The organism is Luteibacter sp. GL_149, assembly GCF_057834065.1.
On sequence record NZ_CM174395.1, the window covers coordinates 162,367 to 182,178 of the forward strand.

Sequence of the window (19,812 nt, forward strand, 5' to 3'; positions counted from 1 at the left end):
CGGCGCACCTTACCGCGGCAGTGCGCCGCCAAGAAACATATCGATCGCGCGTTTGACCATGCGTCGAATAGCCGGACGTTCCAGGGGCGAGGGCTCCCGTTCGTAAAGTCGTTGCTGAACCTCGGCGGTAATCAGTGCCAGCAACTGATGCGCGCGGACGAGTGCATCGTGCTTGGCAAGGATGCCTTGCTTCATCGCGGCGCCCAACACTTCGGCCACCGTCGACACCGCCTCGCTCGGACCGGCTTCGTAGAACATCTGCCCGACGTTGGAACGACCCGCCTCCGCAAGCACCATGCGATAGCAGGCCATGGCGCGTGCGTCGTCGGTCACCACCCGGAGCATGCGTTCGGCAAAACGAAGCAACGTCGCCTGAAGCTCGGTCACATCGGCATGGTTCACCTGCATGCCGTGCGCCGCATCGGCCAGGTGACCGGTAGCGAATGTCCGGACGACGGCCTCGAAAAGCTGCTCCTTGGATTCGAAGTAGCCATACAGAGTCGTTTTCGACCCGCCAAGCCGCTTGGCCAGTTCGTTCATGGATGTCCGCTCGTAACCGAGCTCCAGAAAGAGTTCCGCGGCCGTTTCCACGATAGACGCCCGCTTGGTGTCTGTCCGAACTTTCATCCCTACCTCTCGTAAATGAACCGGGTTGTACGCTTTTGCTTGACAAGCCAAAAGCGCGATATCAATAATGTACCGTACTGTACGGTTTTGTTAAGCCGTCATTGTACCAGCCCCGCCCAACGTTTCCGGTCCCAAGGACAGCACAATGAACCGCTCAATTATGTACACCGTGGTGCTGGCCGCCACGTCGCTATGGCTTGGGGGCTGCGCCACCACACGGCCGATCCCTTATTCGGAACTTGCATCCTCGACAAGGCTGCAGCCAAGCAGTAACCCGTCGGGACGCATTCCGTACGAATACACCTCCACGACGGACTGGAGCAGGTACGGCAGCGCCGTCGTCGACCCGGTGGCCATCTACCACGGCCAGGACAACCAGTTCGAAAATATGTCCGAGGACGACAAACGCGTCCTCGCCGAATATATGCGCGCACAGTTCAGCGAGGCATTGCAGGGTAGGTTCGGCATGACGCACCGTGCGGGCCCAGCTAGCCTCCGCATCGAGCTCACGCTCACCGGCGCAAAGCCGACCAAGCAGTTCCTGGGTACCTTTACGAAGTTCGATCTCGGTGGCGGCCCGTACAACGTGGTTCAGTCCATACGCGGCAAGGAGGGCTTGATGGGCGGCTCGGTCAGCTATGCCGTCGAAATCTACGATTCGACGACGAACCAGCTGCTGGCCGCTTATGTCGCGAAGCAGTATCCGAATGCCATGAACGTCAAATCCAGTATCGGCGCGTTGACCGCTTCGAAAACCGGCATCCGGAAAGGGGCGGAAGATCTGGTGGCAAGGCTCGACTGATACGTGAACACCGTGCTCGCGCATCGATCCGGTCCCATGGACATCGCCCCCCGAATGCCACCCGTCGCCATGCAACGGGACGGGACACCGTTGTCGGAACTGCCACTGACAACGAGAATCCAACAGCCGCTGCCGACGCTGGCGATGTTGCTGGCGTTGGCAATGATCCCCGCTCGCGTGGCCAGGGCCGACGATGCCACCGGGACGCAAGCCGTGCGTTGGGGATGGGGCGTGAGCGCCATCGCCATCCAGAAGCCGTACCGTCAATTCAGTCCGCAGCGTTGGGTTATTCCGTTGCTTATCTACAACAGCAAATGGGTCAGCGTGTACGGTCCGGCCGCCAGTTTCATGCTTCCGCCCAAGGGTCCCATCGCTTTTGCCTTCACGGCGCGGCTGTCCCGGGATGGATATCGCGCATCGGACTCGCCCGTTCTCGCCGGCATGGCGCCGCGGCGCGACAAACTCTGGATGGGTGGGTCCGCCACATGGCGATCGCCATGGGTGAACGTCATCGCCGAATGGACAGGCGACGTGTCTGGTTATAGCAAGGCAACGACGGTCAGCCTGACCATGGAGCGAACGTTCAACTACGGCCGCTTCCAGATGACGCCAAGGCTCGCGGCCATCAGCCTCGACGGCAAATATACGAACTACTACTTCGGCGTCCGGCCGGAGGAAGCGCGTCCGGGTCGCCCGGCCTATCGTCCCGGCGCGACCGTCAATGTCGAAGCCGGCATGCGAGCAGCGTGGCATTTTGCGCCGCGCGATTCGGTATTCGTCGATGCGGCCGCCGAACGTCTCGGCAGCGCGATAACCCGAAGCCCACTCGTCGACACGTCGACCCAGTCACGCCTCGTGCTGGGGTACATTCACATTTTCTGAGGCCAGAGCACGGAACCGCACATTCCGGGCTGCTCGTTCCTCAACGATGCATGGATGCGACGTCGGCCGTGCTTATGCGGTCGGTATACGGATTGCCGAAATGCGTTCGCACGTAATTGATCACTTCGGCAATCTGCGCATCGGTGAGTTTGGTGTCGTCGAGGAAGCGATCCCCGTCGCCGCCACCCATCGCGAACGACGGCATGTCGCGGCGTCCGTTGAGAATGACCGCGGCCATGTACTGCGGCGAAATCAGACGGGGATTTCCGGTCAATGCCGGATAGGTTCCCGCGCCCTGCGCACCTTTGGCGTCGTGCATGTGGCAACCCTGGCAGATACTTTGGAAGATCGCTTCGCCATTGGCCGAGCCCAGGTTTCCGGGCGTGTAGTACTTATTGTCTGATGACTGCGCATACAGCGATGTCGCGCAACCCAGCAGGACCGTGCCGCACAGCATGCGTGCCCACGGGCGTTTCGTCGTCATGTTGTTCATCCCGTGGCTCCCGACATGGCGCGCTGGTGAATGCGGCCGATGGCATCGAGTGCGGAGGTCACGGCCCCTTCCTGCCAGGCAGGCAGATAGGACGCGTGCTCGCCGGCCAGAGCGATCCGGCCGTCGACCTTGCACAGGTTGTCGTAGTGCTGGGCACGGGCTTCTTCCGACCACACGCCGAAGCAGCCCATGGTGAACGGCGAGCGATGCCATCCCACGGCGACGCCATGTTCGAATTCTTCCTTGTACTGCGGATGGATCTGGCTGCCGTATTCCACTGCCTTGCGCACGCGCTGTTCGGGTGTCATCGCGGTGAACTCATACGCATTGAGTCCCCAGATATAAGCGCCAAGCAGTACGCCCTTGCCGCTGCTGTGAAAGCCCGTGCTCGGATAGCTGATATTGCTGATCGGCAGATCGGTATAGGTGATGCCGCCGAAGATATGCTCGTCTTCTTCCCAGAAACGCCGTTTGAACTGCAGGCCGACTTTGACCGATGCCGCGTATGGCACGGCATTGATGGCATCCGTCATGGGCTGGCTCACGTTCATCGGAAGCTGGGCCAGAACGGAAAGCGGGATCGTGCACAGGCACCAGTCGGCCCGCGCGTTGAGCGTCTGACCCGGCGAGTTCGTGTCCTCGTAAGCGACGCTGACACCGTGTTCGTCCTGCTGGATCGCGGTAACCCTGGCGTTGTATCGAATCAATTCTTTCAATTCGCGGCCGAAGGCCTCGCCGATACGACCCATACCGCCCACTGGCTGAAACAAAGCGGTCTGGAACTCGTAGATTTCACCTGCGGAAAGGTTCGACCACAGACGCGAGCCGAGCACATCCTTCAGACCTAGCGGTGTGGACGGAACAGGGCGTGCGGACAGGCCGCCGCCAGGGTCTTTATCGAAGCCGCGACGATTGCTGCTGGTCGTGCCGCGCTCATAGGCGAAGTTCTTATCCAGCGCGCCCCATTCGCGTAGCGATTCCAGCAACAGTTCCTGGTCTTCCTTGCTTACCGGCGCATCGAGCTTGCCGCCTTGCGTGGTCTTGGCCAGCAACTCCGCGACGTGTCCGCGATAGTCGGCGTTGATCGTGCGGTAGCGTTGCGGCTTTCCGCCGAACGCATTCGCGCTGTGCAGATACGCGTTGTAGTTGACCTGCACGTAGGACTCGAGTGGCACGCCGAGTTTCTTGCAATAACTCAGGATGCCATGGTGATGATAAGGGAGGCGCCAGGGGCCCGGATTGACGTAAAGTCCGTCGTCGAAACGGCAATGCTGGGTGAGGCCGCCCATCTCGGTAAACGAATCGCCACCGCGCAGCGACCAGTTACGGCCGCCCGGCCGATGGTTGTATTCCAGCACCTGCACCTTATAGCCGGCCTGCCGCAATTCGTACGCCGCCACCATGCCGGCGATCCCCGCCCCAAGAATCAGTACCGACGCACCTTTCGGTGCGCCCTGTAATCCCGGCGTGTGTTTAAATTTGGATTCCGCGGCGAATCCCAGGCTGCTCATCGCCTGATACATGGCCGCGCTGCCGGCGGTGAGGCCGATCATGCGCAGCAGATCACGGCGCTTCATTGAATAATTGCTACCACCGTCTTGCATCGATCACCTCTGGAAAGTCGAAGAGCGCCCGTTCTCGATGGCAACGCCACCGCTCCGGCCCAGGCAGGAACGGCGACGCTGCGAGCGAAGCGATCAGAAGCGGAACGTAACCCTGCCGTACATATAACGGCCGTTGAAACCGAACGGCGACAACGCGGAATACTGCAGACCGTCCGCACGGTCTTCGTAAACGTTGTTGAGCGCAGCCTTGGTCGGGTACTGGTTGGTGACGTTGTCGGCACCCACGGTGAACGTCCAGTCCTTGAGGTTGTAGCTCGCGGCAAGATCCAGCAGCCATCGGGCCGAGAACGTCTGATCCTGACTGCCGTCCTGCAAATCGCCACGGCGGGTGACCGAGCCGTAACGCGTCAGGTTGCCGTGCAGATTGACGTCGTGGAACAACCAGTCGGCGCCGAACACGTACTTCGTGTGCGGCGTCGCGTCGGTGAGCAGACCCTGGCTGGCGCGACCGAATGCAGGCGTCGAAACGGCGAGAACCTTCGTCTTGTTGTAGTTGCCGCCGAAGGTCAGATTGAGCTTGCCGTAGTCATTGAAGTCCAGCCGGTAGCTGGTGAGCAGGTCTGCGCCCCGGGTACGCGAAGTTGCGCCGTTGACGAAGAACTGCGCGCCGGTGACCTGACTGGTGGGCGTCGGATCGACGGCAATCTGATCGGAATAGAGGATCTGATTCCAGATACGAATCTGGTACAGGTCCAGCGTCGCGCTGAAATTGTCGAGCGGCTGCCACACCGCGCCCAGACCGTAGTTGGTCGATTTCTCCGGTTTCAGCGGTTTCGCGCCCAGTGCGATGGCGGCCGGATCGGACGTGCGGAACGTGCCGATCTGTGCGAGCTGGCCGTTCTGGATCAGGGTCACTACCGATTCGTAGTTCTGCTGGGCCAGGGAAGGTGCACGGAAGCCATTGGATACAGTGCCGCGCAAGGCGAACGTATCGGTGAACTGATAGCGCGCGGAGATCTTGCCCGAACGGGTCGAGCCGGCATCGCTGTAGTTTTCGTAACGGGCGGCCACACCGGCGGAAAGCTTGCTGGTGAGATCGGTTTCCAGATCCACGTAAGCCGCTTCGCTATGCCGGCCGAAATTTCCGGCAACGCTGGGCGTGAGGCCCGGATATACCTGCGAGCCACCGGCATACGGTGTGGTGGTCCCTGGGATGAGCGTATTGGGATCGAAGAAATACGAATCCGGATCGCCCGAATCGATCACGTATTTCTCTTTGCGATATTCCCCGCCGAAAGCCACCGTGACCGGATTGGGTAGGAAGCCCCAGTTGAAATCCTTGCTCAAGTCGAGGTTGACCACACCCTGCTTGTTACGGAACGTACCGGCATTGAAATACGTCGGCGAGTAACCCAGCGTGTTGTACAGATTGGTGTTGACGCTGTTCTGGATATCGAACCCCAGGTTGTTCTCGCCGTAATCGGCCGATAGATCCCAGCGCCAGCCGCCATCGGTCTTGCCCTTTACGCCAACCACGGCGGCAATGTCGTTGCTATGGTTGATGATCTGCGGCAGGAAGCCGTTGGGATAGATCTGCGGGACGTTGCGTGCCGAGTTGTAAGCGCGGTAGTAACCGTTGGACGTTACGTCGCGTTTGCTTGCGTTGAGATAACCGTACAGCTCGATATTCGGCGTCAGGTTGTAGCCGAAGTTAAGCAGCATCTGATATGTCTTCACCGCCGGATCGCCGTAGCGTTCGTAGGGAATGCCGCTGGGATTGGGCGCCCCCGCAATGGTGGTGGAAACATCTTTGTTTTCGGCGCGATTGGTGTTCATCGCGTTCTGGTAGTTCCATGCCAGCCGCACCCAGCCGGGTGCGCTGCCCTCGGGACCGCTCAGCGGAATGCCGACCGAGCCCTGTATGCCGTTCTGCGCACCGTCGCCCTTGTCCATGACGCCGCCCGTGGCGGTGATGCTGTTGGTTCCGGGGCCGCCACCGTGTTTGAGCACCACATTGATGACGCCGGCGATAGCGTCGGAACCGTACTGCGCGGCGGCGCCATCGCGAAGTACTTCGATGTGGTCGATTGCGGCGATCGGGATGGAGTTGAGGTCGACAGGCGCCGAACCGCGCCCGACGGACGAGTTGTAGTTGACCAGACTGGTGGTGTGATATCGCTTGCCATCCACCAGCACCAGCACCTGGTCGGGCGACAGGCCGCGCAGCGTGGCGGGACGGATGGCGTCATTGCCATCGTTGATGGCGGGGCGTGGGAAATCCAGCGAGGGCAACAGGGTACTTAGCGCGCTGGCGAGGTCGGTGCTGCCGCTGGCGGTGAGATCCGCGGGGGTCAGTACGTCGATGGGTGCAAGTGATTCGGCTTCGGTGCGGTTGGTGGACCGGGTGCCGGTAACGACAACTTGCTGGAGCTGTCTGGCATTTTGGGGCGTTGCGGGATCGACGGTGTCGTCGGCCCAGGCCACGGTAGCGGCAAGGGCGAGGCTAGTGCCTAGCAAGGGCAGTAGTGCGGCTGCCAGCGGACATCGCAAAAGTCGGTCTTTCATTGTGTCTCCCCAATCGGACAGTTACGCCAAGTCGATTCCTCTCATGAGTGTTGCTCCCTCCCCTTTGTGATCCTGCGTCGCAGCATTTTGCGGTAAATGTCTGAGACAAACTCAGGCTATGTCACATGCTGCACTGCGTCAACAGCTTGTCATAAAAAGGTGGTCAAACCGTAAAAATGACGACGCCAGCTAGACTCGGCATCCCAAACCCAGAGCCCCGCCGCCATGCCGCCAGCCGTTCTCGTACGTGCGATCCAGCAAGACGACTACCCGGCCTGGAAGCCGCTATGGGATGGCTACAACGCGTTTTATGGCCGGCACGACGCAACCGCGTTGCCGTCCGACATCACGCAGGCCACGTGGCAAAGATTTTTCGATCCGGCCGAACCGGTCTTTGCGCTCGTCGCGGAAGCGGACGGCAAGTTGCTGGGCATCACGCATTACCTGTTCCACCGCAGCACCACGCGGCTGGAACTGACGTGCTACCTGCAGGACCTCTTCACCGTGGAATCGGAACGCGGTCGGGGCATCGGACGATCGCTGATCGAGGGCGTATACGGCGAAGCGAAAGCAGCGGGTATCTCGCGCGTCTACTGGCAGACGCACGAGACGAACCTGGCCGGTCGCCGCCTGTACGATTCGGTCGCAAAGCATTTGGGTTTCATCGTCTACAGCCACGACGGATGACCCTGTTCGCCGTACGGGGGCGATGCCAGAATATCGTTAGCGATAGCCCATCTAAGGAAAGGGAATGGTCCGATTCGTCCCCGTGACCCTGCTCGTCATGGCAATGTCCATCGGCGGTGTTCACGCGCAACAACGCGTACTGATGCCGACGGTGTATGAGGCGGGACATTTCTACGCCGTGCCGAAAATGCCGGACGGCAAAGATCTGAGGCTCATTGTCGATACGGGCGGTGGCGGCGGAAGCGGCTTCTACGTCATTGAGGGAAAGGCCGCGCAGAGGTTGAAGCTGCCGGTGACGTCCTGCGCTATCGGCGATGAACGCGCGGACGTCCTCGGGCCCATCCCCTTCGTATCGGGAAAAGGCTTGCCGGTCGTTCCGGGCACGCCGTGCGGAGCCGTGGCGTTGGTAACGAAGGGCGGCGGAAGTATTGATGGCGAAGACGGACAGCTTGGAGCGGGCTATCTTCCCAGATACACCTGGACGTTCGATTACCCGCGACAACAACTCTGGCTGGAGCCGACGGACTGGCGACCTGCGGCGACCCGGAATAGTCATAAAGCGGACCTCGGCTTACTTCGTAATGCACAGGGGCGAATCGCGACCGGCATGGCCCGCATCACGTTGCTGGTCGACGGTCGTCCGCTGCAGATGCTTCTGGATACGGGGGCGACGGCCAGGCCGACCAAGGCCGGCGCTGAGGCGAGTGGTACGAAGACGATCCGTGGCACGGGTGTAACCAGTTACGTCACCACCGGCGTGATCGACAGCTGGCGGCGCCTTCATCCCGATTGGCGGGTTGTAACCGATGGCGATGAGCTGATCGGCAAGTTCAGCGCAAGGCTGATCGAAGTTCCCAAAGTGCAGATTGCCGGCTGGACCATCGGGCCTGTCTGGTTCACCGAGCGTCCCGATGCAGCATTTTCGACAGCCGATGGCCACATGTCTTCGTACACGGACGAGCCCGTACAAGGGGCGGTGGGCGCCAATGTTTTCATGCATTTCGCAATGACACTCGACTATTCGAGCGGTACGGCCTGGTTCGCATGTGAAAAATCCTGCAATCCATCGCAGAACTAGCGCGACTACTCATCGGGGAAACTTATGTGGACTCACGAAGAAAGCATCGAGACGACGGTATCGCCAGCACGGATATGGGCGCTGTTTTCCGATGTGCCCGGATGGAAGATATGGAATGCGGGCATCGAAAGCATCGATATCCATGGTCCGTTTGCGAAAGGCACACGCTTCACGATGAAACCGCCCGGTGAAGATGCCTTCCAGAGTACGTTGCTGGAAGTGACCGAGAACAAGGGCTTTACGGACGAAACGTCCATCGATGGCACGCGTGTCGTCGTGTATCACAGGATCGAAAGCCTTCCATCCGGACATACCCGGATCACGTATGCCACGGAGGTGACCGGTCATGCAGCCAGCGAGTTCGGCCCGATGGTTACCACGGATTTCCCCGATGTACTCCGTTCCCTGAAAGTTCTCGCAGAGGATGCTCGCTAGTGATCCGATTGATTGCCGCACTCGTCGTATGCATGTCGTCGTTGCCCGGCCTGGCTTTCGCCCAGGAAGCATTGGCTCCCGTCGAAGCAAGGGTGCCTTTTGCACCCAGCCCGTTCGTGGGTAGCGACGGCGCAACACATCTTGCCTACGAGCTGCACATAACCAACTTCTATGGCGATACAGGTCCGTTGAAGCCTTCGACGGTGCTGGTCTTCGGCGACGACGCAACGCAACCGTTGCTCAAGCTGGATCAGGCTGCGGTATCCGGTTTAATCCGGCCCGCGCCGGCCGAGGGTGCGTCGGCATCCATTCCTCCCGGTAAGCGTGGCGTGATTTATCTATGGATTACGTTGCCGCAAGGTGCGGCCGTACCGAAAGTCTTGCGTCATCGCGTCGAATTCGGAACCGACAAGAACGGTGTTGCCATTCTCGATGGGGTCCGGGTACCGGTCAGTGAAAACAAGGTGCTGACGATTGGCGCCCCGCTTCGCGGCGGACAATGGCTTGCGCATGAAGGACCCGGCGCATCCGGATCGCATCACTGGGGCAGTCTCGTGGCGGTGAACGGCAGCCTGACCATTCCGCAGCGGTACGCGCTGGATCTGGTGGGCGTGGACGGATCTGGGCGCGCGTTCCGCAAGGGCGTTACCGATGTGCAGAAGACCGTATATGCCGACTGGATCGGCTACGGGGCCGATGTCGTCGCCGTTGCCGACGGCACCGTCGTCGGCGCGCGTGACGGTGAAGAAGAACATGCGCCGCTCACCGCGCAGCCCGAACCCGCATCCCTGACGGCCAACGGATTGTTCGGTAATTATGTCGTCCTGAAAATCGGTCCGGATACCTTTGCGGACTACGCCCATCTCCAGCGCGGAAGCGTGAAGGTCAAAGCAGGCGATCGCGTGAGCAAGGGGCAAGTCCTCGCGCATCTGGGGCAATCGGGAAATTCTGCGGCACCCCATCTGCATTTCCAGCTGGCGAACGCGGCGACGTTCGAAGGCTCGGAAGGTGTTCCGTATGTCTTCGAAAGTTTCGACTTCTATGGGCCGGAAACCGAAGCGCAGCTATTCGGAATGGGCGATGCATGGAAAAGCGGTAAGCCGCAGCTACGTCATGATCAGCTTCCGTTGAATGACGTCGTGATCCGGTTTCCGAAGAACTAGGGATGACGAGTGCCGCGCATGCGTTTATCGACGCGCTGGAGCGGGACGATTCGCTGTTGGAACCCGGTCGGCTACGCGAGCGCGGCGATGTACTCGATCGTCTTGAAACCTATCTCGCCGGCGAACTGCCGGAGGATACGGAACTCCGTGGCCGGATCGGGGTTTTGTGCGCCCGTCTCGAAGCGGCCGATCGCAGGCTTTACGAGAGCATCCGTCAGGATATCCAGCGCGGGCAGGGTGCGTCGCGATGGCGCGAATGGGCCATCGCGGCAGGTACGGACGACCGGCATAGTGGCGACAGTTACGACTATCTCGACGCGTTGATCAGCGGCATCCTGCAGATCGACGAGCCCGATGCGCAAATTGCCGAGCTGGCGGCGGAGATGGTGTTCTACCAACCCACGCCGGCTCGCCACATACTCGGGATGCTGGAGCGCAGTGCGCTAAACGAACGCGACGTATTGATCGACCTGGGCTCCGGTCTGGGTCACGTTCCGTTGCTTGCCGCCATATGTACGGGCGCTCGCAGCACAGGCATCGAATGGGAAGGGGCTTATGTCGATTGCGCACGCCGTTGCGCGCAAACCCTGAACCTCGGTCGCGTGACTTTTATACAGCAGGACGCGCGCGAAGCCGATTTGTCGACAGGTACGGTGTTCTATCTGTACACGCCATTCACGGGCGCGATACTGCGCGAGGTTCTGAACAAGCTGAGGACGGAAGCGATCGACCGCGACATTCGCATCTGCACGCTCGGGCCTTGCACTCCCACCATCGCGCGGGAGCCATGGCTGCAAACGGTGGGTGCGCTGGAAACCGATCGGCCCGCACTTTTTCGCAGCACGCTGCGGCCGATCGGCCAGTCGCATCACTGAGGCAGGGACCATTCCTCGCCGTTGCATCGTGAAAATGCCACGGACGAGTCGAATGCGGCGGCTTCGCCGACGAGTTGCCCGGCCGCGGTGACGCTCGACAGATAAAGTACCGCGTGCACGCCGTTGTCGCTGCGTGGATAGACAATCAGGTAATCGGGTTTGCCGTCGCCATCGATATCGCCAGCCCAGCGTAGCCACGAGGTGTCGCCGGGTGAAACGCACGTGGTCAATGCGTCGAGCATTTGCCGTGTAGCCGGCTCGCGCAATTGCAGCATCACGGTTTCGCGATCGCGATCCAGCAAGCCGACAAGCATGGCTTGATGTCCGGGAGCGGGGATAGTCACGGACATATCGCCGACAGGACGCTTGATGTCGGTTTCGCTGGAGACGTACGTGACGAGGGGGCCAGGTTTGATCCACGGTTGAGCGGCGTCCACACGCAGCCATGCCTGTACATGGGCGTCGTCGCCTTTGACCGGGCTGAAATGAAGCCGGTGCATGCCGTCCTGGCCGGGGTTTATCTGAAGCTTTGCGGGAAGAAGCCGGCAATCTTTGGCGACGCAATCGAGAGCCAGCCAGTTGTTTCCATTCGCATAGTCTTCGTCGGATGTGGCGATGTCGTTGCCGACGATCATGCGCACCTTGCCGGATGCCGTGGCGTCGTCGGCGGCGTGACCAACCGTTGCGAGGCCAAGGCTGGCCATGGCGATAAAGAGGGTCAGTGTCTTCATGAGCGCGTCTCCGGCAACAGGACCGTCTTGCCGTTGGGCAAACGACACAGCTTGACGCGATTATAGGTAGCGATGACGCTGGGCTGGTCGTCGATAGTCCACACGGTGGTCCACGTCAGAGCTTCCGGGTTGAACCATTCCACCACGGACTTGCCCGGTCCGTTGTCGGATGCCGGCAAATTTCCCCGGACGAACAGTTCCCCATCGAGCGTGAACGCGTCGACGTTGGCATTCAGGTCCACATGCGGCAGCGACTTGTCTTGCAGCGGAATCCAGCGATCGCCGGTTTTGCTGGATATCGCGATGGACCTGGGCTTCTCGTCACCGGGTGGATCACCGATCCAGAACAGACGTCCGTTGCCGAGCATACTCATGTTGCCGTCGGCTACCCGGCCCGGCATCGATTCAGTCCATTGCTTCGTCTTTGGATCGTAGACGGTATATGTGTTCGCCGGCTGGAAGTCGCCGATGAAGGCAAACGCATCGTGGGCCTGCGGTTGGTCGATGTCGCTCGTAATCGTTGCCACGCGGAACGCATTCGTTTCGCCACCCGCAAAGACGATCCTGCCGTCGGCGAGCTGCCTGACCAGAATCGGTGCATTTTCGGACGGACGCCTCGAAACGTCGAACGCGGGACCCGGCGTGCGCTTCAGCGTGACGGGATCGTGCGCGGTGTCCAGCGTGATGATATGAATTTCACCCTTGGCATCGACTTCGATCAGGCTTCCGTCGTTCAGCGCGGCGACGGCGCTGAGCTTCGCCGGTGGCGTGCCCTCCACGCGACGCCAGCGTCCGAAATGCCTGAGATCGCCCGACTCCAGCCACTCCATCGGCGCCGCGTCGGGCTTCTCGTCCTGGTGGACGCGTCCGGCGAACACGAACACGCCGCCATGCATTCGCAGAACCCGCGCCTCGTTGCGCGTATCCAGCAGTTCGGGTGCTGGACCGAAGCGGCCGTCGGTGCCGAAGGCATCGACCATGGCTGTATTGTCGCCACCGATCGCAAGCGCGGGAAGTTCGCCCTGAGCGGGGAGAAAAGCCGCCGAGCCGCGATTGATGGCGAGGAATCGCGGGTCGGCGACAGGGGCTGTGCGCACATCGTCCGCGAACGGGCGAAGTAATACCAACCCCGCCTGTTTCTGTTCGATGCAATCGTAGAACTTGCCGTTCGCCTCGTTCTGATTACGTATCCACGCATACATCTGGTCACCGGCGATAAACGGAAAGAAGCCGCAACCGCCACCGTTGTTCGACCGCGTATTCGAAGCGACGACGCGCCAGGTGCCGTTGGCGATGTCATAGGCCGCGATATGCTTCCCGATGCCACCGCCCATGAGCAGGATCTTGTTCCCACTTCCCGGCATCCAGACGCCGTGATGACGCGCATTGCCCACGGGCATCGGCGCGATGGCTTCGAAATGGTCGGCCATCGGGAACAGCCGTTCGGCCGTGCGCGAGGGACCAGTACTCCAGTTGGCCATCCTCGTGTAACCGCCGCTGACAAGCACGCTGCCATCGGGCAGGGTTGTCGCGTCGAGTTCCGAACGGGATTCGAGCATCGATGGGCCGTCCTTCCAGGTCCGGGTCGCGACATCGAGGATGTGGGTGTCCGCACGGCATGGCGAGCAGCCACGGTATTCGCTATTGGAGCCGCCCAGAATCATCAGGTTGCCGGAGCCATAGGCGGTCGCCGCGAAGTCCCGGCGATAGGGAATGGCAAGCTCCGGCATGGCTTCGTCCACCAGCTTGTCCCCACGCACGGCGACGACATGCACACGCAGATACCGCGAGACCGGATCGGGTATGACAAGGGCGGCGGACGTCGCCGAAAGTACCTGAACTTGCAGGGGATACTGCAGCATCCCGGGATCGGTATCGACAGCGAGCAGCCGTCCGTCCTTGCCAAGGAAATGGAACTGGGCTTTCTCCTGGCCGGGACACGTGTTGTTCGTCAGCCAGAGCACGCCGTTTTCCAGCGCGACCTGGCCCTCGGGAGATCCTTCCACCGGTTTGCCGTCATGGAGAACGGGGTCCTCACTGGTTTTTCCCGTCGAGGGATTCCAGTGCATGTGCAAGGTTGCGTATCGGGTACATCGATAGTCGGCAGCGGCTCCGGCTCCGATACGGATGCCGAGCCATTCGAATTCGCCGGCTGCATTCGCGTTAAGCGGCTGCATATCCGGGATGTAGAGATGCTCGAAAAGCGGCACGGCCGGTACCGGCAATGCCGGAACGGCTGGCGCATCGGTTGCATGCGTCGCCGAAACGAACATGCAGGCAAGAAAGCAGGGCAAAAGCCAGATACGCATAGCCATGAACATCCCGGTCCCAGACTTTCAGAGTGGGGCAGGGCTAGGCCCTGCCACTAATAGTGCTCAGTGCAACGTAACCGCCATCGGTGGCTTGCCCTGCTGTATCCATTGGCCTGTGAGGCCGCCGTCCGCGCCGAGGGTCAGATCGAAGGTTTCAAGAATCGGCGCGTTGCCTTCGGTATCCTTGGCGGCGGCATCGTCGCGGCGTTCAAGGTGTACTTTCCCCGGGGATGGCTGCGCGAGTTCGAGGCCGATCGGCGTGCCGTAGCGATCATAGAAATAGAACGACGTGTAACCGTTCGAATAGTTCGACACAAACATCAACGTGATCGGCGTACGTCCACCGAGCTTGCCACGATAGACGCCCGCATGAACGTCGCTGGAGGCGAGTTTGCAGTCGGTCTTCTTTTCAATGAGCAGGCATCGACCATAACCGCTGAGGTCGTGGGAGAGGGCGGCATAGGTCTCGCTGTGCTCCATCTCGCCGAGATCGTCCAGCGCCTGGATCATGTGTGGGAAGCCGCACTCCCTGAGAACTTTCACGTGGCCGTCGGCAAGGACCATGGCGTCATAGCCCAGACCGTCCTTAGCCAGACTCTGGCCGCACTCCTCGTACTGCTCTCGCTGCATCTTCAGATCGTCCATGGCTTCGGGATCTTTGCCGTTCACGCGCATGGGGTCCGGTTGGGCGATCGTCTTATTGATCATCGCAATCCGCTCACGAGTTACGCGCTTGCTGAAACGAGCCATGCCTTCGGGTGAAAGCAGATCGCCGATACGGACAGGTCGTCCGGTATTGAGATCGAAAACGTAACGAGTGCGACCCGTGCTCGGGTAGGCGCCCATGTATTCGCCCGCGATCTCGAGCGACAGCGTGTTTGGCGTCTGGTCCAGGACGCTGTAATCGAGGCTTGTCGTGCCCGAGTTTCCGTCTTCGTGCTCGAAGGGCGACTTCTTGTAGTGTCCGGCAATGACATCCAGTTGCTCGTACTGCAACCAGAGGTTGATGCGCTCGGCGACATCCTGGGGCGTACCGACGATGAGCGGGACCTTGTACGTCTCCGCTTCCTTCGGATCCACCGGCGACTTCAGCTGTTCGACGCGCAGCTGCGCGTGGCTTGCGATCGGCAACATCAGGGCAAGCGCCCCGATAAGGTATCTGCATGTCATGGTCTGTCCCCTGTTTCCCTGATGGAAAGTCTACAAGGAACCCGGCGAGACGTTATGGCGCTTTTGGGGCCGGGCGCGGCCGGATGTCTGTTGCGACCGGCCACGACCTGTCCATTCCCTGCCCGTTACGCGAAGGCCGTCGCGCGTTGAGGCGCGGCGATGTCCATGAAGCCATCGCCGAACGTTTGTCGGGCATGCGTGGCGCACCGACTTCTTCAGGCCTGCTCCTGTTGGAAGTCGGGGAAGCATGTGCGGGCTTGCCCGAAAAAAACCATGGGAGCCACCGCTACGGGCCCGAAGCAGCGGGCAGGATGAGGGATAGGGGTTTCAGCTGATTTCCTGCCTTGATCGTGCAACCCTGGCCGAGCGCCAACACGGAGAAACGTCATGAAACTGTGGGCGATTGCCCTGTGCCTGTTGGCTGCAAGCGGAAGCGTATATGCGGAGACGATGGTCTGGCAGCCCACCGCCGGGAACACGCAACTGCCTTTGTGGCCGGGAGCGGCGCCTGACGTAAAGCCCGTGCCAGGGCCGGAAACCATGACCGTGGGGCCGGATCATCCGATTGCTGGCAAACCCGTGACGGCGGTGACGAATGTGACCCAGCCCACGATGACGGTCTATGCCCCAAAGGGAAAGAACACGGGGGCTGCGGTCGTGGTGTTTCCGGGTGGCGGCTTCGAGATCCTGGCCATGGATCTCGAAGGCACCGAGATCTGCGACTGGCTGACATCCAGGGGCATCACCTGCGTACTGTTGAAATATCGCGTTCCGAGTGTGCCTTATGTCTGGAAATGCGATTGCCGTCCGCACAATTTTGAACTATCCGTGCCTTCGTTGCAGGATGCCCAGAGAACGTTGAGGTTGGTGCGCTTTCATGCTGCGGAATGGCACATCGATCCCCATAAGATTGGCGTGCTCGGGTTCTCGGCGGGTGGGTATCTGGTGGCGGAAATCAGTACAAACTATAAGCGACGCTTGTATTCGCCCGTAGACGCTGCCGATAAGGAAAGTGCTCGCCCGGATTTTGCCATGCCTATCTATCCGGGCCATCTGGTGACCGACAAGGGTGCGTTCAATTCCAATGTTCCGGTCTCCCGCGAAACGCCTCCCACGTTCCTGGTACAGGCGGAAGACGACAACGTGGACGGTGTGAACCAGTCGCTGGTTTACTACACCGCGCTGAAGAAAGCCGACGTGCCGGTGGAGATGCATCTGTACGCGCACGGCGGCCATGCTTTCGGCCTGCGGCAGACGCCGCTTCCGATTACGGATTGGCCCCGGCTGGCCGAGGTGTGGCTGCGGACGATCGACATCGTCAAGGACTAAATGCCGGGGCGTTTTTACCCACTCCATCGGAGCGGTCGTGCATGCGACCTCCGCTGGTGGACGACGAATGTCGACATAGTCGATGCCAATGGCGCCGAAAGCCACGGCGCAAACACGGCCTCCCTCGATGGTGCAGCGGTCACCGTCTTATTCTTCGCGTGTCAGGTAGGCATAGGGTCCGAACGTCACACCGGTGAAACCACCCGCACTCGCGGTACTCAGCAGGCTGGCGTCTTGTCCCTGTAGAAGGGGATGCCATTCATTCGCGTTGATGGCGTAGAAGACGTCCAGGCGCGGGCCATCCAGTTGGAACCGGATAGAAACGGAAGTGACGTTGCCGGGTACGGCGATACGACGAAGTGCGACGCCAGCGAGCGGATCGTCCTTGCCGTTGCGCCTGTAGAGCACGAGCGAACTGCCTGTCGCGTCGCGTGTCATGCCCGCGGCATAAAAGTGCGCTTCGTTCTGCAGCAATGCGAGTCCCGCTTGTTCCCCGGGAGTCACATCGTGTACGTCCAGTCTGGCGCTGATGGTGGCCTTGTGGTGCTGCAGCCGGTGGGCGATATAGGCAGGCTGGCCTGACTCGCTATCGCCCAATGGCGTCGTCGACGGAATGATGCGAAGCCCGTCGCTATTGGCGACATACCAGGGCTGACGCGGAACATTGATCGTCATCCACTGCATCGGCAATGTTGGTGTGCGGAAGCGTTCGGTCCAGTGAAAAGGGCCGCTTGCCGGAGTTGCCTGTGGATCGCGAGGCAAAGGCGGCCGTTTCTCCACAAGGGAGACGCGTTCGCCGTGCGGAAGGATCGCCTGCCAGCCATCGCGCCACGTCACTGGCAGCAGGAAAGTTTCGCGGCCGAGGTTGTACTGGTTATCGCGATAGGGCCTGGCCCCCAGGAATACCGCCCACCAGGAACCGTCTTTCAGTGCTACGAACTGTGCGTGTCCCGTCGATGTCACGGGAAGGGCGCGTTCGGAAGGGAGATCGCGCTGGGTGAGTATCGGGTTACCAGTCCACGCCTCGTACGGGCCGGTGACCTGGCGACTGCGATAGATCATCTGAGCGTGTTGTTCGCCGGTGCCGCCCTCGGCCGCGGTCAGGTAGTAGTAGCCTTCATGCTGGAACAAGCGTGGACCTTCGACATGCTCCGGGTTGGCCGCGGGATTCGCACCACCATCGACGATCACCTTGCGTACGCCGACCAACTTCATCGAGGACACGTCGAACTGCTGGATCCAGATCGCACGGTGTCCGTCATAGCGAAGTTTCCCGTCGGGCAAGCCGTTGTTCACCAACCACGCTGTGCCATCGTCGGCGAAGAACAGCGAGGGATCGATGCCTTCGACCCCTAGCCAGATCGGGTTGGACCACGGACCCGCTGGATTTTTCGCAGTCGCGATGTAATTTCCACCATCGCAATAGAAGCAGGTATTAGCGATGTAGAACGTACCGTCGTGGTAACTGATCGTCGGGGCGAACAGGCCACGGGTCAGCTCATGGTGGCCATAATCGATCTGGCCTGGCCGGTCGATCGCGTTGCCGATCTGCGTCCAGCTCACCAGGTCGCGGCTGTGGAAGATCGGAAGTCCGGGGAAGTAGCCGAACGAGGAGTTGACCAGGTAGAAGTCGTCACCGACCCGGATTGCCGAAGGATCGGGATAAAAGCCGGCCAGCACGGGATTGCGGTACTGCGTCTGCGAAGGAGCCGGGCCGCCATCGTCGCCGGCGTAGCTTAGTTCTTTGACGACCACGGAGGCATGCGCTGCAGTGAAGGCCAGTGCGCTTATCGCGCCAAGTAAAAGACGCTTCACTTCCTATCCTTCGATAGCTCTGAGAACATCGAGTCTCACACGCGGCGCTTGGCTGGGAAATTCATAAATCCTTCCGTTGGATTTGTGTTTTTTGACCAGAAGCTGGCGGTCCGGCTGGGATATCACGGGGCAAATGGCGAATGTAAGCCATGAACGGAAGGCGGGGACGGAGCAGGTTATGTTATTTAAACTACCTCCGTTCCGATTTTCACGATTTCAGTCGGGATGTTGGACCGCCACGCTTCAATAAACGACCATTGGATTCAAGCGAGATATCCATAGAGGAATTCGGATAGTGCAATCTTCAAGGACAAAACCGTTGCTGCTCCCCTATGCGGTAATGCTGGCCATCGTTGTTGTGAACCTGGCCTTCGACGCCATCAGCGTCTATCGCCTGTTCCATATGCCCGACATGTCCGGCGACGACTCTTTTGCCCAACATGCGCTGTACAGCATGCTGGGTAATGAGTTTGTCGCCATGGTGGTCTCCGTAACTTTCAGCGGGGCCTGCACGCAATGGCTTCTGGAGCGGCGGCGCATCGGGGGTTTGCCGGGATATACAGCGATAGGCGTAGGTGTCGGCTATGCGATTTTAACCGTGCTGCTGAGCTTTGCATGGTGGTTCATCACGCAGGCGATTACGAAAAACGCGGGTTCCGTGGGCATGAATATATTGGTCATCGTCAACGCGGTCGCGGGCCACATGCTCAAGATGCTTTTCGCTGTCTTACCGGTGTTGCTGGTCTTTCGTTTGCTGCGCAAATACGAGACGCCGGCATCTCATCCTGTCGATCTTCGCTTGCGTGCGTTGCTGTTCTTCAGTCTGCTTGTCTGGTCGTGGGTTCTGATGATCATGCAGTTTGCCGTTCCCGTTGGCCTTTCGCTTGGCGCGTCTTACGGGTACGACGCGGGAATCCTTCCGTTGGCAGTCTATGCAGGCTCCACGGGGTTGGTACTGCCAGCCTTCATCGGCGCATTGCTTGGCCTGCCAAAAACGATGCCACTGACACGGCCCTTGCGACTATTGCTCGCGAGCGTGGCTGCATGGGTGGTTTGTGCCCTGGCCATGGTCGTCGTCACGTATGCCATGGTTCGGATTGGCCAGGCTGTTGCCGATGACTTCGCGCCGGGCCTGGGCTTCAGCGCACTGGTAGCGCTCACCTGGTTCGTCGTGTCGGTTCTTCTGTGCGGACTTGTGGTGAGGTCGATTATGCGAGTGCAGCCACCATCGATTCCCATGGGAACCTTCGAACTATCTCAGTAAAGCGGCACGTTTCTTTTTT

The 19,812-nt window shown here is 60.3% G+C and carries 17 protein-coding genes; 9 read left to right on the forward strand and 8 right to left on the reverse strand.

Annotated elements, in window-relative coordinates; genetic code table 11:
• Nucleotides 1-9: 9 nt before the first annotated feature.
• Nucleotides 10-627 carry a TetR/AcrR family transcriptional regulator gene (locus tag AC3IR3_RS00680; protein ID WP_489195149.1) on the reverse strand — a complete coding sequence of 206 codons (618 nt, stop codon included), beginning with the start codon at nucleotides 625-627 and terminating at the stop codon, nucleotides 10-12.
• Between the two features lie 145 nt (nucleotides 628-772).
• Here AC3IR3_RS00680 and AC3IR3_RS00685 point away from each other — a divergent pair, with 145 nt between their 5' ends.
• Together AC3IR3_RS00685 and AC3IR3_RS00690 are read left to right on the forward strand one after the other, a co-directional pair.
• The gene (locus tag AC3IR3_RS00685) at nucleotides 773-1,429 is read left to right on the forward strand and encodes a DUF3313 domain-containing protein (protein ID WP_489195150.1); all 657 of its coding nucleotides are present in this window, start codon (nucleotides 773-775) and stop codon (nucleotides 1,427-1,429) included.
• A 36-nt stretch (nucleotides 1,430-1,465) separates the two neighbouring features.
• Nucleotides 1,466-2,311, forward strand: a complete 846-nt coding sequence (locus tag AC3IR3_RS00690) for a MipA/OmpV family protein (RefSeq protein WP_489195151.1) — start codon at nucleotides 1,466-1,468, stop codon at nucleotides 2,309-2,311.
• Between the two features lie 40 nt (nucleotides 2,312-2,351).
• On the opposite strand, the gene AC3IR3_RS00695 is transcribed toward AC3IR3_RS00690, so the two are convergent.
• From AC3IR3_RS00695 to AC3IR3_RS00705, 3 genes are all read right to left on the reverse strand, one after another.
• Nucleotides 2,352-2,795 carry a c-type cytochrome gene (locus AC3IR3_RS00695; protein WP_489195152.1) on the reverse strand — a complete coding sequence of 148 codons (444 nt, stop codon included), beginning with the start codon at nucleotides 2,793-2,795 and terminating at the stop codon, nucleotides 2,352-2,354.
• Between the two features lie 5 nt (nucleotides 2,796-2,800).
• Nucleotides 2,801-4,381, reverse strand: coding sequence for a flavin monoamine oxidase family protein (locus tag AC3IR3_RS00700; protein WP_489195153.1), 1,581 nt, complete (start codon nucleotides 4,379-4,381; stop codon nucleotides 2,801-2,803).
• Nucleotides 4,382-4,501: 120 nt separating this feature from the next.
• Nucleotides 4,502-6,934, reverse strand: a complete 2,433-nt coding sequence (locus tag AC3IR3_RS00705; RefSeq protein ID WP_489195154.1) for a TonB-dependent receptor plug domain-containing protein — start codon at nucleotides 6,932-6,934, stop codon at nucleotides 4,502-4,504.
• Nucleotides 6,935-7,159: 225 nt separating this feature from the next.
• Here AC3IR3_RS00705 and AC3IR3_RS00710 point away from each other — a divergent pair, with 225 nt between their 5' ends.
• From AC3IR3_RS00710 to AC3IR3_RS00730, 5 genes are all read left to right on the forward strand, one after another.
• Entirely contained in the window at nucleotides 7,160-7,621 is a 462-nt protein-coding gene (locus AC3IR3_RS00710; RefSeq protein WP_489195155.1) for a GNAT family N-acetyltransferase, read from the forward strand.
• Nucleotides 7,622-7,685: 64 nt separating this feature from the next.
• Nucleotides 7,686-8,699, forward strand: a complete 1,014-nt coding sequence (locus AC3IR3_RS00715) for a hypothetical protein (protein ID WP_489195156.1) — start codon at nucleotides 7,686-7,688, stop codon at nucleotides 8,697-8,699.
• A gap of 24 nt (nucleotides 8,700-8,723) precedes the next feature.
• Nucleotides 8,724-9,134 (forward strand): SRPBCC family protein, encoded by a 411-nt coding sequence (locus AC3IR3_RS00720; protein ID WP_489195157.1) that lies wholly within the window; start codon nucleotides 8,724-8,726, stop codon nucleotides 9,132-9,134.
• Entirely contained in the window at nucleotides 9,134-10,297 is a 1,164-nt protein-coding gene (locus tag AC3IR3_RS00725; protein ID WP_489195158.1) for a M23 family metallopeptidase, read from the forward strand. Before AC3IR3_RS00720 ends, AC3IR3_RS00725 begins: the two co-directional genes overlap by 1 nt.
• A gap of 2 nt (nucleotides 10,298-10,299) precedes the next feature.
• On the forward strand, nucleotides 10,300-11,172 hold the full coding sequence (locus AC3IR3_RS00730; protein ID WP_489195159.1) for a class I SAM-dependent methyltransferase: 873 nt from the start codon (nucleotides 10,300-10,302) through the stop codon (nucleotides 11,170-11,172).
• On the opposite strand, the gene AC3IR3_RS00735 is transcribed toward AC3IR3_RS00730, so the two are convergent.
• Genes AC3IR3_RS00735 through AC3IR3_RS00745 form a run of 3 tightly spaced genes read right to left on the reverse strand, consistent with a single transcriptional unit; the run spans nucleotide 11,166 to nucleotide 15,385 of the window.
• Nucleotides 11,166-11,903 (reverse strand): hypothetical protein, encoded by a 738-nt coding sequence (locus tag AC3IR3_RS00735; protein ID WP_489195160.1) that lies wholly within the window; start codon nucleotides 11,901-11,903, stop codon nucleotides 11,166-11,168. The genes AC3IR3_RS00730 and AC3IR3_RS00735 overlap by 7 nt on opposite strands.
• The gene (locus AC3IR3_RS00740) at nucleotides 11,900-14,218 is read right to left on the reverse strand and encodes a Kelch repeat-containing protein (RefSeq protein WP_489195161.1); all 2,319 of its coding nucleotides are present in this window, start codon (nucleotides 14,216-14,218) and stop codon (nucleotides 11,900-11,902) included. The genes AC3IR3_RS00735 and AC3IR3_RS00740 overlap by 4 nt, the downstream gene beginning before the upstream one ends.
• Before the next feature lie 60 nt (nucleotides 14,219-14,278).
• Entirely contained in the window at nucleotides 14,279-15,385 is a 1,107-nt protein-coding gene (locus AC3IR3_RS00745; protein WP_489195162.1) for a hypothetical protein, read from the reverse strand.
• 387 nt (nucleotides 15,386-15,772) lie between these two features.
• Between AC3IR3_RS00745 and AC3IR3_RS00750 the strand changes: the two genes are divergently transcribed.
• Nucleotides 15,773-16,714 carry an alpha/beta hydrolase gene (locus AC3IR3_RS00750; protein WP_489195163.1) on the forward strand — a complete coding sequence of 314 codons (942 nt, stop codon included), beginning with the start codon at nucleotides 15,773-15,775 and terminating at the stop codon, nucleotides 16,712-16,714.
• 147 nt (nucleotides 16,715-16,861) lie between these two features.
• Here AC3IR3_RS00750 and AC3IR3_RS00755 read toward each other — a convergent pair whose 3' ends face one another.
• Nucleotides 16,862-18,529 (reverse strand): glycoside hydrolase family 43 protein, encoded by a 1,668-nt coding sequence (locus tag AC3IR3_RS00755; RefSeq protein WP_489195164.1) that lies wholly within the window; start codon nucleotides 18,527-18,529, stop codon nucleotides 16,862-16,864.
• Between the two features lie 319 nt (nucleotides 18,530-18,848).
• On the opposite strand from AC3IR3_RS00755, the gene AC3IR3_RS00760 reads away from it, so the two are divergent.
• Nucleotides 18,849-19,793 carry a hypothetical protein gene (locus AC3IR3_RS00760; RefSeq protein WP_489195165.1) on the forward strand — a complete coding sequence of 315 codons (945 nt, stop codon included), beginning with the start codon at nucleotides 18,849-18,851 and terminating at the stop codon, nucleotides 19,791-19,793.
• Nucleotides 19,794-19,812: the final 19 nt, after the last annotated feature.

Excerpts from the sequence above, each read along its gene's own strand:
- AC3IR3_RS00690 (WP_489195151.1), top strand. The coding sequence starts at position 1,466 with ATGGACATCGCCCCCCGAATGCCACCCGTCGCCATGCAACGGGACGGG.
- AC3IR3_RS00680 (WP_489195149.1), bottom strand. The coding sequence starts at position 627 with ATGAAAGTTCGGACAGACACCAAGCGGGCGTCTATCGTGGAAACGGCC.
- AC3IR3_RS00730 (WP_489195159.1), top strand. The coding sequence starts at position 10,300 with ATGACGAGTGCCGCGCATGCGTTTATCGACGCGCTGGAGCGGGACGAT.
- AC3IR3_RS00705 (WP_489195154.1), bottom strand. The coding sequence starts at position 6,934 with ATGAAAGACCGACTTTTGCGATGTCCGCTGGCAGCCGCACTACTGCCC.
- AC3IR3_RS00745 (WP_489195162.1), bottom strand. The coding sequence starts at position 15,385 with ATGACATGCAGATACCTTATCGGGGCGCTTGCCCTGATGTTGCCGATC.
- AC3IR3_RS00695 (WP_489195152.1), bottom strand. The coding sequence starts at position 2,795 with ATGACGACGAAACGCCCGTGGGCACGCATGCTGTGCGGCACGGTCCTG.
- AC3IR3_RS00700 (WP_489195153.1), bottom strand. The coding sequence starts at position 4,381 with ATGAAGCGCCGTGATCTGCTGCGCATGATCGGCCTCACCGCCGGCAGC.
- AC3IR3_RS00710 (WP_489195155.1), top strand. The coding sequence starts at position 7,160 with ATGCCGCCAGCCGTTCTCGTACGTGCGATCCAGCAAGACGACTACCCG.
- AC3IR3_RS00715 (WP_489195156.1), top strand. The coding sequence starts at position 7,686 with ATGGTCCGATTCGTCCCCGTGACCCTGCTCGTCATGGCAATGTCCATC.
- AC3IR3_RS00685 (WP_489195150.1), top strand. The coding sequence starts at position 773 with ATGAACCGCTCAATTATGTACACCGTGGTGCTGGCCGCCACGTCGCTA.
- AC3IR3_RS00735 (WP_489195160.1), bottom strand. The coding sequence starts at position 11,903 with ATGAAGACACTGACCCTCTTTATCGCCATGGCCAGCCTTGGCCTCGCA.
- AC3IR3_RS00740 (WP_489195161.1), bottom strand. The coding sequence starts at position 14,218 with ATGGCTATGCGTATCTGGCTTTTGCCCTGCTTTCTTGCCTGCATGTTC.
- AC3IR3_RS00720 (WP_489195157.1), top strand. The coding sequence starts at position 8,724 with ATGTGGACTCACGAAGAAAGCATCGAGACGACGGTATCGCCAGCACGG.
- AC3IR3_RS00750 (WP_489195163.1), top strand. The coding sequence starts at position 15,773 with ATGAAACTGTGGGCGATTGCCCTGTGCCTGTTGGCTGCAAGCGGAAGC.